The organism is Lentzea sp. NPDC036949 (genome assembly GCF_055608075.1).
In genome coordinates, this window is sequence record NZ_JBVJRA010000003.1 from 498,787 (window position 1) to 511,817 (window position 13,031).

12 protein-coding genes are annotated in these 13,031 nt (G+C 69.4%); 8 read left to right on the plus strand and 4 right to left on the minus strand.

All coding sequences use genetic code 11. The annotated features are described in order from the left end of the window. Positions 1-254: 254 nt before the first annotated feature. The 6 genes from ACZ7CD_RS11835 (at position 255) to ACZ7CD_RS11860 (ending at position 6,611) form a co-directional block, all read left to right on the plus strand. On the plus strand, positions 255-1,517 hold the full coding sequence (locus tag ACZ7CD_RS11835; RefSeq protein ID WP_458430780.1) for an ABC transporter substrate-binding protein: 1,263 nt from the start codon (positions 255-257) through the stop codon (positions 1,515-1,517). Positions 1,518-1,588: 71 nt separating this feature from the next. Beyond that, the gene (locus ACZ7CD_RS11840; protein ID WP_458434337.1) at positions 1,589-2,494 is read left to right on the plus strand and encodes a carbohydrate ABC transporter permease; all 906 of its coding nucleotides are present in this window, start codon (positions 1,589-1,591) and stop codon (positions 2,492-2,494) included. Positions 2,495-2,501: 7 nt separating this feature from the next. After that, a complete protein-coding gene (locus ACZ7CD_RS11845; RefSeq protein ID WP_360390245.1) occupies positions 2,502-3,326 on the plus strand; it encodes a carbohydrate ABC transporter permease in 825 nt (274 codons plus the stop codon). Between the two features lie 4 nt (positions 3,327-3,330). Next, positions 3,331-4,752, plus strand: coding sequence for a GH1 family beta-glucosidase (locus ACZ7CD_RS11850; protein WP_470378863.1), 1,422 nt, complete (start codon positions 3,331-3,333; stop codon positions 4,750-4,752). 223 nt (positions 4,753-4,975) lie between these two features. After that, entirely contained in the window at positions 4,976-5,506 is a 531-nt protein-coding gene (locus tag ACZ7CD_RS11855; RefSeq protein ID WP_360390239.1) for a GNAT family N-acetyltransferase, read from the plus strand. A gap of 79 nt (positions 5,507-5,585) precedes the next feature. Further along, complete coding sequence (locus tag ACZ7CD_RS11860; RefSeq protein WP_360390236.1) at positions 5,586-6,611, plus strand: LacI family DNA-binding transcriptional regulator; 1,026 nt, start codon at positions 5,586-5,588, stop codon at positions 6,609-6,611. A 43-nt stretch (positions 6,612-6,654) separates the two neighbouring features. Here ACZ7CD_RS11860 and ACZ7CD_RS11865 read toward each other — a convergent pair whose 3' ends face one another. After that, on the minus strand, positions 6,655-7,038 hold the full coding sequence (locus ACZ7CD_RS11865) for a hypothetical protein (RefSeq protein WP_360390234.1): 384 nt from the start codon (positions 7,036-7,038) through the stop codon (positions 6,655-6,657). A gap of 351 nt (positions 7,039-7,389) precedes the next feature. On the opposite strand from ACZ7CD_RS11865, the gene ACZ7CD_RS11870 reads away from it, so the two are divergent. Together ACZ7CD_RS11870 and ACZ7CD_RS11875 are read left to right on the plus strand one after the other, a co-directional pair. Next, a complete protein-coding gene (locus tag ACZ7CD_RS11870) occupies positions 7,390-7,962 on the plus strand; it encodes a DM13 domain-containing protein (RefSeq protein WP_360390231.1) in 573 nt (190 codons plus the stop codon). A 224-nt stretch (positions 7,963-8,186) separates the two neighbouring features. Beyond that, positions 8,187-9,137 carry an AraC family transcriptional regulator gene (locus ACZ7CD_RS11875; protein ID WP_360390228.1) on the plus strand — a complete coding sequence of 317 codons (951 nt, stop codon included), beginning with the start codon at positions 8,187-8,189 and terminating at the stop codon, positions 9,135-9,137. Positions 9,138-9,237: 100 nt separating this feature from the next. On the opposite strand, the gene ACZ7CD_RS11880 is transcribed toward ACZ7CD_RS11875, so the two are convergent. The 3 genes from ACZ7CD_RS11880 to ACZ7CD_RS11890 are packed head-to-tail and all read right to left on the minus strand — an operon-like array spanning position 9,238 to position 12,963. Next, a complete protein-coding gene (locus tag ACZ7CD_RS11880; protein ID WP_470378904.1) occupies positions 9,238-11,220 on the minus strand; it encodes a 3-hydroxyacyl-CoA dehydrogenase NAD-binding domain-containing protein in 1,983 nt (660 codons plus the stop codon). Between the two features lie 49 nt (positions 11,221-11,269). Further along, the gene (locus ACZ7CD_RS11885; protein ID WP_360390226.1) at positions 11,270-12,472 is read right to left on the minus strand and encodes an acetyl-CoA C-acetyltransferase; all 1,203 of its coding nucleotides are present in this window, start codon (positions 12,470-12,472) and stop codon (positions 11,270-11,272) included. Positions 12,473-12,528: 56 nt separating this feature from the next. After that, positions 12,529-12,963 (minus strand): GNAT family N-acetyltransferase, encoded by a 435-nt coding sequence (locus ACZ7CD_RS11890; RefSeq protein ID WP_470378864.1) that lies wholly within the window; start codon positions 12,961-12,963, stop codon positions 12,529-12,531. Positions 12,964-13,031: the final 68 nt, after the last annotated feature.

The following is a 13,031-nucleotide window of genomic DNA, read 5'->3' on the forward strand; positions in this document are numbered from 1 at the left end:
TGTTTTGGGCGCGACGCCCTCTACCTGGGGTGAGAGGGACGACCGGAGCGAGGGCCCGGTCGTCCCTCTCTCCGTTCCGGCGCTTCCGCGCCACCCGGTTGAGACGCCGCGGGAGTTCGTCCCAGGTTTTTGTTGCTCCTGTCCACAAAGTTACGGAACGATGTCGACCGCTTGACACCGGCGCGTCTCCAGTTGAGTGTGAGAGCGCTCTCACCGAGGTTCACATGCGCCAACGGCGCCGTCGAGGAGGACGGATGAACAGAAGGCTGGTCGGCAGCGCTGCTGCGACCCTCGTGATGGTTCTGGTCGCGGGATGCGGCGGGAGTTCCGAGGCTGACGGCAAGGTCGAGCTGTCACTCGGCCTGTTCTCCGACTTCGGTTACGACAAGCTGATCGAGGAGTACATGGCCTCGCACCAGAACGTCAAGATCGAGCAGCGCAAGGTCAAGATGGAGCAGCACAACACGCAGCTCGCCACGCAGCTGGCGGGTGGCCGCGGTGCCGCCGACATCGTCGCGCTGGAGGAGGGCGTGATCTCGCAGTTCCGCGCCTCCAAGGACAAGTTCGTGAACCTCGCCGAGTACGGCGCCAAGGACCTGAAGTCGCAGTGGGCCGACTGGAAGTGGAACCAGGGCACCGCCGACAACGGTGAGTTCGTCCTGGGCCTCGGCACCGACATGGGCAGCCTGGGCCTGTGCTACCGCAGCGACCTGTTCGCCGCGGCCGGCCTGCCGACCGACCGCGCCGAGGTCGCGAAGCTGTGGCCGACCTGGGCGGACTACGCCAAGGTCGCGGACCAGTTCACGGCCAAGACGCCGAACGTGAAGTTCGTCGACACCGGCCGCAACGTCTACAAGGCCATCCTCGACCAGACCGAGGAGGGCTACTTCGCGAAGGACGACTCCTACATCGCGGAGAAGAACGACAAGGTCAAGACCGCGTTCGACACCGCGGCCGCGCTCGGCACCAAGCAGCAGACCGGTGCGCTGGAGCCGTTCAGCCAGGAGTGGAACGTCGCGCTGAAGCAGGGCTCGTTCGCCACCACCACCTGCCCCGCCTGGGCGCTCGCGCTCATCAAGGCCGGTGCCGGTGACGGTGCGGCCGGCAAGTGGGACGTCACGACGGCGCCCGGCGGTGGCGGCAACTGGGGCGGGTCGTTCCTCGCGATCCCGAAGCAGGGCAAGCACCCGAAGGAGGCCTACGAGCTGGCCAAGTGGCTGACCGCGCCCGAGCAGCAGAAGCGGATCTTCAAGGAGACCGGCAACCTGCCCAGCCAGCCGAAGGTCTACCAGGACGCCGAGGTCCAGGCCACGGTCAACGAGTACTTCAACTCCGCGCCGGTGGGCCAGATCTTCGCCACCTCCGCCGAGTCGCTCAAGCCCACCTACCGCGGCACGAAGGACTCGAAGGTCGGCCCCGTGTTCGGCACCGCGCTCACGCGCGTCGAGCAGGGCAAGCAGTCCGGAGCAGACGCCTGGACGCAGGCGTTGAAGGAAGCACAGGACCTCGTCAAGTGACGTTGACGCGTCCGGAGACCGAGGCGGCCAGGGCCGCCTCGGTTCCTCCGTCCTCGAACGAGCCCCGGCGGCTGGGGCTGAGCCGCTGGGACGCCAGGTACACGCCCTACCTGATCATCGCGCCGTTCTTCCTGGTCTTCGCGGTCTTCGGGCTCTACCCGCTGCTGTACACGGCGTGGGTGTCGCTGCACGACTGGCAGCTGATCGACGGTGACCAGGGGTTCGTCGGCCTGGAGAACTACAGCCGGCTGTTCGGCGACCCGAACTTCTGGAACGCGCTGTTCAACACGATCAGCCTGTTCGTGCTCTCGACCGTCCCGCAGCTCCTCGCCGCGCTCGGCCTGGCCGCGCTGCTCGACCGGGGGCTGCGCGGCAGGGCGTTCTGGCGCGCGGGAGTGCTGCTGCCGAACGTCATCTCGGTCGCCGCGGTCGCGCTGGTGTTCGCGCAGTTCTACGGCCGCGACTTCGGCATCGTGAACTACCTGCTGGGGCTGGTGGGCATCGACCCGGTCGACTGGCGCGCCGAGACGTGGGCCTCACACCTCGCCGTGTCGTCGATGGTGATGTGGCGCTGGACCGGCTACAACGCGCTGCTGTACTTGGCGGCCATGCAGTCGGTGCCGAGGGACATGTACGAGTCGGCCACCCTGGACGGTGCTTCGCGCTGGCGGATGTTCTGGTCGATCACCGTGCCGTCGATCCGCCCGACGATCCTCTTCACCGTCGTCACCTCGACGATCGGCGGTCTGCAGCTGTTCGCCGAACCCGCGCTGTTCGACCCCGGTTTCGCGGCCAACAACTCGACCGGCGGCAGCGACCGGCAGTTCCAGACGCTCGTGCTCTACATGTACGAGAAGGGCTTCCGGCTGTTCGACGCGGGCTACGCGGCCACCGTGGCGTGGATGCTCTTCCTCGTCGTGCTGGTGGTCGCGGTCATCAACTTCACGCTGACGCGGCGCATCGCGTCGAAGGGGTGATCGGCCGATGACTCGCACGAAGGCCGGACCGCTGCTCTACGGGTTCCTGGTCGCGGTGCTCGCCGCCTCGGTGTTCCCGCTGTACTACTCGTTCATCGTGGCGTCGAAGGACAACTCGGTGCTCGGCGAGAAGCTGCCGCCGCTGGTCCCCGGCGGCAACCTCGTCGAGAACGTCACCCGCGTCTTCGACACGGTCGACTTCTGGCTCGCCATGCAGAACTCGTTCATCGTCGCCTCGACCGTGGCCATCTCGAACGTCGTGCTGGGCACGCTCGCGGGCTTCGCGTTCGCCCGGCTGCGGTTCAAGGGCCGCGACTCGCTGTTCCTGGTCGTGCTCGGCACCGCGATGGTGCCGACGCAGCTGGGCGTGATCCCGCTGTACATGCTGATGTCGGACCTGGACTGGTACGGCACGCTGCAGGCGGTCATCGTACCGGTGCTGATCGGCTCGTTCGCGGTGTTCTGGATGCGCCAGGCGTGCGAGGAGACCGTGCCACACGAGCTGATCGAGGCCGCGCGGGTGGACGGCTGCTCGGTGCTGCGGACGTTCTGGCACGTCGGGTTCCCCGCCGTCCGGCCGCAGGCGGCGGTGCTCGGCATGTTCACGTTCATGACGTCGTGGAACGACTTCTTCTGGCCGCTGATCGTGCTGGACCCCAACGACAGCCCGACCGTCCAGGTCGCGCTGTCGACCCTGGCCAGCGGCTACTACACCGACTACTCGCTGATGCTGGCCGGCGCGTCGCTCGCCGTACTGCCGGTCATCGCGATCTTCGTCCTGCTCTCCCGCCAGATCGTCGGAGGAATCATGCAGGGTGCTGTGAAGGGGTGAGTGAATGACGACCGACTCGGACGTCGAGGTCGAGCGGGAGGTGCTGAGCTTCCCGCCGGACTTCCTGTGGGGAGCGGCGACCGCGGCGTTCCAGATCGAAGGATCGACCACAGTGGACGGTCGGGGGCCTTCGATCTGGGACACCTTCGCGACCACGCCGGGCAAGGTGCTGAACGGCGACGGCGGCGACCCGGCCTGCGACCACTACCGCAGGTACGCCTCCGACGTGGACCTGATGGTCTCGCTCGGGCTGGCCGCCTACCGGTTCTCCATCGCCTGGCCGCGCGTGCAGCCCAGCGGCAGCGGCGCGGTCGAGGAGCGCGGGCTCGCGTTCTACGACCGGCTGGTGGACACGTTGCTGGACAAGGGCATCCAGCCGCTGGCCACGTTGTACCACTGGGACCTGCCCCAGGTGCTGGAGGACTTCGGCGGCTGGCGCAACCGGGACACGGCCTACCGCTTCGCGGAGTACGCGGCCGTCGTGCACGAACGGCTCGGCGACCGGGTGGAGGCCTGGACGACGCTGAACGAGCCGTGGGTATCGGCGTTCCTGGGCTACGGCAACGGCATCCACGCCCCCGGCGTGGCCGACCCGGTGGCCTCCCTGGAGGCGGCCCACCACCTGCTGCTCGCCCACGGCCTCGCCACGCAGGCGCTGCGCGCCCAGGCCCCGGCCTCGCACCGGCTGTCGCTCGTGCTGAACTTCAGCACGATCTGGGCGGACGACTCCTCGGAGGCGTCGCTGGAGGCGGTGCGCAAGGTCGACGGGCTGCAGAACCGCATCCTGCTCGACCCGGTGCTCGGCCGCGGCTACCCGCTGGACGTCCTGCAGGACACCGCCTGGCTGGGCGACTGGACGAACGTGGTGCGCGACGGCGACATGGAGACCATCGCGACCCCGGTCGACTGGATCGGCGTCAACTACTACAACCCGACCCGCGTGGCACCGGCCGAGGAGGACTTCGTGCCCGAGGGCCCGCACGCAGGCCTGCGCGGGGTGGCGCTGCAACCGCCGCGCGGTGAGCTCACCGGCTTCGGCTGGGAGCAGAACGCCGACGCGTTCACCGAGCTGCTGGTGCGGCTGTCGAAGCACGTCGACGGCATCCCGCTGGTGGTCACCGAGAACGGCTCCGCGTTCCCCGACGAGGTCGACGAGCTCGGTCGCGTCGTGGACGTGCAGCGCACGAGGTACCTGGTGGACCACGTGCGCGCGGTGCACCGGGCCATCTCCGAAGGCGCGGACGTCCGCGGGTACCTGGCGTGGTCGCTGCTCGACAACTTCGAGTGGGCGGCCGGGTACTCGCAGCGGTTCGGCATCGTGCACGTCGACTTCGAGACGCAGCAGCGCACGGTCAAGGAGAGCGCGGCGACGTTCTCCCGGATCATCGGGAACAACGGCCTGCCGGCGCACGGCTACGCGGTCTGACCGCTCGGCCGGACCGGGGACTCCGGCGCTCTCACCCGCGGACACGCCCGTCCGCAGGTGAGAGCGCTCTCTCGTTTTTCCGGCCGCTCGGCGTCACTGGCCAGGACGGCGGAGTTCGCCGGGGACGCGCGACAATTCCCCCCATTTCGAGACCCCGGGCTTTTCTGGATCGTTTTACCGCGGTGTCGCGTTCCCGCAACAGCACCCGGCGATCCTGGTTCGCATGATGCGAGGAGTGCTCACCGAGGACCTGGTGCTGCGTCCGGGCACGGCCGCGGACACCGACGCCGTCGCCGCGCTGCACGGCAGATGTTCGATGGGGACGTTGTTCAACCGCTACCACTCCGGGATGAGCACCGTGCCGCGGCGCTGGCTGCACCGCCTGCTCAGCCCCTCGCGCGGGACCACGACCGTGGTGCAGAACGGTGACCGGCTGATCGCGCTGGGGCAGCTCATCCGCACCGGGCTGCCGGGCTGCGCGGAGGTGTCGTTGCTGGTGGAGGACGCGTGGCAACGCCGTGGAGTCGGTGCCGCGCTGCTGTCCGCACTGGCTTCCGAGGCGGAGCTGTTCGGCTGTCGGGAGCTCGTGGCGTGGTGCCTGCCGTCGTCGACCGCTCTGGTGCGGACGGCCGTTTCCGCCGGTTTGCCCGTTGCGACCCGCCGGGAGGACGGACTGGTCCGGGTCTCCATCGCGCCACGGGGAAGCACGCCCGATCCGCCGAAAGTGGCCGCTATTGGGGAAAAAACGCGCTGAAAAACGCGGAAACCCTCCTCCGAGATCGCTTGCGGCTAAGCTGACCAGCGACTCAAAGGCTTTTCATCGAGGAGTGGTGGTGCTCGTGTCCAACCACGCGCGACCGACGCTGGAGGACGTGGCCGCGAGGGCAGGGGTCTCCCGCGCCACGGCGTCACGGGTGCTGAACGCGTCGCCGAGGGTGAGCCCCGAGGCACTGGAGGCCGTGAACGCCGCCGTGCACGCGCTGGGCTACCAACCCAACCGCGCGGCCAGGGCACTGGTCACCCGCCGCACCGGCGCCGTCGCCGTCGTGTTCTCCGAGCCCGAACCCAAGATCTTCGACGACCCGCACTTCGCGCGTCTCATCCGCGCGGGCGCCCGCGCGCTGGCCGACGTCGACGTGCAGATGGTCCTCATGCTCGTCCACTCGCTCGACGACCAGGCCCGCGCCCACCGCTTCCTCGCGGGCGGCCACGTCGACGGCGCGCTGGTGTTCGCCCCGCACCGCAACGACGAGCTGGTCTCGATCGTGAAGAAGCTGCCGCTGCCGGTGGTCTACGCCGGCAAGCCCTGGGGCTCCCTGCGCGGCATGCACCTCGTCGACAACGACAACGAGGGCGGCGCCGTCCTCGCGACCGAGCACCTCAAGTCGCTGGGCCGCCGCAAGATCGTGCACGTCTCCGGCCCGCTCGACGAGCTGTCGGCGATCGACCGGCTGAACGGCTTCAAGTCCGCGCTCAAGCTGGACGACAAGGCCGCGGCCCGCCTCACCGAGGACGGCGGCTTCACCCGCGAGGGCGGCCGGAAGGCCATGTCGGCGCTGCTGGCGAAGGTGCCCGCGCTCGACGCCGTGTTCGTCGCGTCGGACCTGATGGCCGCCGGCGCGCTGGAAACGTTGAACGAGGCCGGGAAACGGGTGCCGGAGGACGTCGCCGTGGTCGGGTTCGACGACCACATCGCGATCGCCGAGCACACCGTGCCGCCGCTGACCTCGGTGCGCCAGGACTCGGACTCGCAGGTGAAGCACATGGTCGCGCACCTGATGAAGCTGCTGCGCGACGAGACGGTGAAGCGCAAGCAGGAGATGCTGCCGACGGCGCTGGTGCGGCGCGAGTCCGCCTGACCGGCAGGGGAGTGCGCGCACCGGCTGAGCGGGGCGCGCGGACTCACCCCGGGTTCTTGCAGGTGGGCGGAGGCAACGGGTTCAGCGGGCTGCACGGCCACCCCGACGGCGTCGCCGTGGTCGTCGTGGTCGTGCTCACCGGTGGCGGCGGTGCCGGGTTGGTGACGGCCGGCGGCGGGGTGGTCTTCCTGGGCGTCTGCTGCGTGCTCGACGTGGAGCTCGGAGGACTCGGCGGAGCGCTGCTCGACGGCGTGGTGGTCTCGGTGCTGCTCAGTGACGTGCTCGGGGTGGTGGTGATCCAGCTGGAACCGGGTGTTCCGGCCGACGGGGCCTCTTCCGAGACACCGTGGATGGCCATACCCACCAACACACCGAGCAACGCGGAGCCGAGCACAGCGGAGCCGCCAGCGGCCCACAGTGCGCGCACGGCAGTCCTCCTCAATTGCTCACGGATGGAAGTCAGGTGGTCACGCTCACGGCAGGCTACCGGTAGTAAGGGCGCAGGAGAACGCTCACCTGACTGCCTTATCGGCGCCCTGACGCCCCTGGTTGAGTGGCCGCCGTCAGCGGACCGCAGTCCGGGCGAGCACCGGACCGGCCCCCGCAAGCCCTGCCACCAGCACGGTTCCGGTCAGGCGCCACGCCGGAGCATCACCCGAGCAGGTGAACACCTCGGCGAACTGCTCCATCGAGTGACGCGGACCCGAACGCGCGCACAGGGGGAGGCCGGCGTCGACCGTGCCGCCTTAACAACTCAGTAAGGTCTTGCCGGTCCGATTTGCGCCAGTATTTCGGTATGCGCCATCGTCGATTCCTGATCCCCGTCGCACTCGTCCTCGTGGTCGCGCTCGGGGTCGGCCTGTACCTGTTCCAGCCGTGGCGCCTGCTGACGACCCGCGAAACGAACGAGGCGCTCCTCGTTCCCGCGGGACCCACCTCGTCCGCGCCGATGACGACGTCCGGGACGAGTGCGGAAGCCACTCCCGTCGCACCCCCGCCGGTCGAAACGCCGCGAGAGGTCGCCACCGGCGCGTGGCGGTCGCTCGAACACGCCACCACCGGCCAGGCGAGCTTGGTCGAACTGCCTGGTGGCGGGCACTCCGTGCAGTTCGCGGCGCTCGCCACCAGCGACGGCCCCGACCTGTACGTCTACCTCTCGCCGCACGCGTCCACCGCGGCGGAGAAGACCTTCGGACAGGGATTCACCAGTCTCGGCAAGCTGAAGGGAAATCGTGGCGACCAGGTGTACGAAATTCCGGCCGGAGTCGACGTCTCCACCATTCGGAGTGTCGTGATCTGGTGCAAGCGCTTCTCCGCGGGCTTTGCCGTAGCACCGTTGGAACAGGCCTGAAACACCCGCTCCCGCCTGCTCTGTTCGCACTATTGACTTTTGTGGTCTAGACCACATAGCGTCATTGTGAGATCACGACATCGTCCCTTGCCGGTGGGTGGGCGGTCAGCCCCATCGGTGAGGAGCACGGCTCACCGGGTGGGCCTTCTCCGGCGGTGGCACGACCCCGGCTCTCCCCGGGGTCGCGCCACCGCCGGTGGCCCGCAGGCGTTTTACTGTGGCTCGTGCACACCCGGACCGTGGCGATCCACTACGTGCGAGCGGCCCTGCGCGCCTGCCCGCGCGCGGACGAGGTGCTCGCCGGTGCCGGGGTCCCCGCCTCGCTGCTCGCCGACGACCGGGCGCGCGTCACGCCGGCCCAGTACACGCGGCTGGTCCAGACGCTGTGGGAGGTCCTCGACGACGAGTTCATGGGCTTCGGCCCGCGACCGTCCAAACGCGGCACCTTCGCCATGATGTGCCTGCTGGCCGTGCACTGCCCCGACCTCGAGTCGGCGCTGCGCAGGGGGCTCGCGTTCTACTCGCTCTTCGACGAGCCGCTGGACCTCGCCCTCACCGGCGGCACCTTCCGGCTGCACGTCCCCGGCGACCCCGACCACTTCCTCACCGAGTCGCTGCTCGTGCTGTGGCACCGGTTCTCGTCGTGGCTGATCGGCCGGCGCATCCCGTTGCGGCAGGCCACCTTCGCCTACCCCGAGCCCGCGCACGCCGGGGAGTACCACCTGATCTTCAGCTGCCCGATGGCGTTCGGCGCACCGGACACGACGATCAGCTTCGACCCCCGGTTCCTGCGGATGCCGGTGGTGCAGGACGAGGCGGCGCTCAAGCGGTTCCTGCGGCACTCTCCGGCGGAGCTGTTGTCGCGCAGGGACTACGGTGCCGACACGGCCGGGCACGTGCGCAGGCTGCTCGGCAGCGGGGTCACGGGCCTGGAGGCGGTCGCGGCACGGCTCGGCATCTCCGCGCCGACGTTGCGGCGCAGGCTGGCCGCGGAGGGCACGTCGTTCCGCGAGGTGCGCGAACAGCTGCTGCGCGACCAGGCCGTGGCGTCGCTCGTGCGCGGCGGTGAGTCGGTGGAGGAGCTGGCGCTGCGCCTCGGGTTCTCCGAGGCGAGCGCCTTCCACCGGGCCTTCAAGCGGTGGACCGGGTCCTCACCCGGCTCCTACCGCGCCTGAGCACCTGGTGCCAGAAATCTCGTTCGCCCCTCGTTGCAGACGCCAGCAGAGCCAGGTGCGGGAACTTGGGGCGTCACAGGCACGACATCTGGCAACCTGCCTAGAACTGGTCGCGCTCCCGCAGCGAAGCCGGAGGGCGGAACCGTTCGCCGTAGGTGTCCGCGAGGTAGTCCGCCCGCTCCACGAACGCCTGCACGCCGAACCAGTTGATGAACTGCAGCGTGCCACCGCTCCACGGCGCGAACCCGAACCCGAAGATCGAGCCGATGTTCGCGTCCGCCACGGAGGTCAGCACGCCCTCGTCGAGGCACCGCACGGTCTCCAGCGCCTGCACGAACAGCAGCCGGTCGCGCACGTCCTGCTCGGACACGCCCGCGTCGGCCTTCGCGTACCGGGTGGTGAGCTCTGGCCAGAGGAACTTCTTCGAGCCGTCGGACGGGTACTCGTAGAAGCCCGCGCCACCGGACTTGCCGGTGCGCCCCAGCGAGACCATCTCGCGGATCAGGTCGTACGCCGGGCTGTCCGACACCAGCGACGGGTCGTCGGCGAGCGTCTGGTCGTGGATCTTCAGCTGCAACGACAGCGTCACCTCGTCCGACACCGCGAGCGGGCCGACCGCCATGCCGGACTTCTTGGCGACGTTCTCGATCAGCGCCGGCGCCACGCCCTCGGCCAGCATCGTGATCGCCTCGATCACGTACGTGCCGAACGTCCGCGAGGTGTAGAAGCCGCGCGAGTCGTTGACCACGATCGGCGTCTTCCCGATCTGCCGCACGTAGTCCAGGGCGCGCTGCAACGTCTCCTCGGACGTCTTCTCGCCGCGGATGATCTCCACGAGCCGCATCTTCGGCACCGGCGAGAAGAAGTGCAGGCCGATGAACCGCTCCGGCGCGGACACCGACGACGCGAGACCGGTGATCGGCAGCGTCGAGGTGTTGGACGCGATCACCGCGTCGGGCAACGCCTTCGCCTCGGCGGCGGGCAGCACCGCGTTCTTCAGCTCGCGGTTCTCGAAGACGGCCTCGATGACGAGGTCGCAGCCCGCGAGGTCGTCGTCGGAGTCGGTCGGCGTGATGCCCGCCAGGCCCTGAGCGCCCTTCTGAGCGCCTTCGAGGCTGACGTCCTTCAGCACCACCTCGATGCCCGCCTTCGCGGACACCTCGGCGATCCCGGCGCCCATCATGCCCGCGCCCAGCACGCCGAGCTTGGCGACGCGCTTGCCCGTGGCGGACGCGCGGCCGTTGACCTCGTTGAGGTTGAACCAGAACGCCGTGATCATGTTCTTCGAGACCTGGCCGGACGCCAGCTCCACGAAGTAGCGGCCCTCGATCTTCAACGCGGTGTCGAAGTCGACGTACGCGCCCTCGACCGCCGTCGCCATGATCTTCTCCGGCGCCGGGTAGACGCCGTGCGACTTCTTGCGCAGCACGGCGGGTGCGGCACCGAGCAGGCCGTAGCTGTTCGGGTCGCCGAACTTCAGGTCCGGCACACCCGCGCCCTGCACGTCCCACGGCTGCACGGGCGTCGGGTTCGCCTTGATCCACGCACGGGCCTCGGAGACCAGCTCCTCGCGCGTGTCCACGAGCTGGTGCACGATCCCGGCCTGCAGCGCCCGCTCCGGCCGCAGCTGCTTGCCCTCCATGAGCAACGGCAACGCCTTCTGCACACCCAGCAGCCGCACCATGCGGGTCACGCCACCGCCGCCGGGCAGCAGGCCCAGCGTCGCCTCCGGCAACCCGACGCGGATGCCGTTGTCGTTCAGCAAGATCCGGCGGTGCGCGGCCAGCGCGATCTCGAACCCGCCGCCGAGCGCGGTGCCGTTGATCGCGGCCACGACCGGTTTGCCGAGCTTCTCCAGCCTGCGCAGCTGCGCCTTGAGCTCCTCGACGCCCTCCAGCGCCTGGGAGGCGTTCTCCGGGGTGATCGCGATGAGCACGTTCAGGTCGCCGCCGGCGAAGAAGGTCTTCTTGGCGGACGTGATGACCACACCGGTGATGTCGTCACCTTCGAGCTTCGCGACGGCATCGCCCATCAGCTCGCGGTACTCGTCGTTCATCACGTTGGCGGAGCCGGACATGTCCATCGTCAGGGTGACGATGCCGTCGGAGTCCTTGTCGTAGTGGAAAGGCACCTCAGATCCTCTCGATGATCGTCGCGATGCCCATGCCGCCGCCCACGCACAGCGTGGCCAGGCCGCGGCGCAGGTCCCGGCGCTCCAGCTCGTCCAGCAGCGTGCCGAGGATCATGCAGCCGGTCGCGCCCAGCGGGTGGCCCAGCGCGATGGCGCCGCCGTTGACGTTGACCCTGTCCTCCGGGACGTCCATGTCCCGCAGGAACTTCAGCACGACCGACGAGAACGCCTCGTTGACCTCGAACAGGTCGATGTCCTCGACCGAGAGCCCCGCCCTGTCCAGCGCCTTGCGCGCCGAGGGGGCCGGACCGGTCAGCATGATCGTCGGCTCGGTGCCCACGACCGCGACGGACACGATCTTCGCGCGCGGGGTGAGGCCCAGCGCCCGGCCGGCCGCCGCGGAGCCGATCAGCATGGCCGCGGCGCCGTCGACGATCTGCGACGAGTTGCCCGGCGTGTGCACGTGGCTGATGCGCTCGACGGTGGGGTAGCGGTCGATCGCGACGGTGTCGTAGCCGAGGTCGCCGTGGAACTGGAAGCTGGGCTTCAGCCTGCCGAGGGACTCCACGGTGGACTCGGGGCGGATCGTCTCGTCCTCCTTGAGCACCACCGTGCCGTTCTGGTCGACGACCGGGACGACGGACCGCTCGAAGAAGCCGTTCTTCTGCGCCTCGAACGCCTTCGCGTGCGACCGGGCGGCCCACGCGTCGACGTCGGTGCGGGAGAAGCCCTCCAGGGTCGCGATCAGGTCGGCCGACACGCCCTGCGGCACGAACGACAGGTCGAAGTTCGTGGCCGGGTCGATCGCCCACGCGCCACCGTCGGAGCCCATCGGCACGCGCGACATCGACTCGACGCCACCGGCCACCACCAGGTCCTCGAACCCGGACGCGACCTTGGCCGCCGCGAGGTTCACCGACTCCAGGCCGGAGGCGCAGAACCGGTTGAGCTGCACACCGGCGGGACGCTGGTCCCACCCGGCGGCCAGCACCGCCGCGCGGGCGATGTCACCGCCCTGCTCGCCGATCGGGGACACCACGCCGAACACGACGTCGTCCACCGAGGAGGTGTCCAGGGAGTTGCGCTCGGACAGCGCGCGCAGGACACCGGCGGCCAGCTCGACGGGCCGCACGCTGTGCAACGACCCGCGCTTGCCCTTGCCGCGCGGCGTGCGCACCGCGTCGAAGATCAAGGCTTCGCTCATGGCACCCACGCTAAGCCCGGCTCCTGACGCTGGCCATGACCGTGGAGGGTGACCGATTAGCTCAGGAGGAGCTCCATGTGCTCGGGTTCGTCGCAGTCGATGAACCCGAGCCTCCCGTAAAGCCTGCGTGCGGGCAGGTTGTCCTCGTACACGCGCAGCCGCACGACCTTCCAGCCCTCGTCCGCAGCCCACGCCAGGACGCCGTCCACCAGCGCCTCCCCGACGCCGCGGCCGCGGTGGGAGCCCCTGACCCACATCGAGCAGAGGTGCAGGCCGGTGGGCTTCGGCGTGGCACCGACCAGCCCGACCGGCTCCGGGACGAACGCGATGAGCCTCAGCCCCCGCTCGACGGCCTCCCGCCAGTCGTCCTCGGTGAACGCCTGCTCGTGAGCCAGCGCCGACCCGAAGCCGTCGGGGTCGGTGGCCAGCGCCTCCAGCCGCACGTCACGCCACACCCGCCAGTCGTCCTGGCTGACCCGGTGAATCCGCACACCGGGCAGTCTGACCGACCGAGGTGGTTTTTTCGCTCAGTTTTTCGGGTGACGGGCAGGCGCGGCGG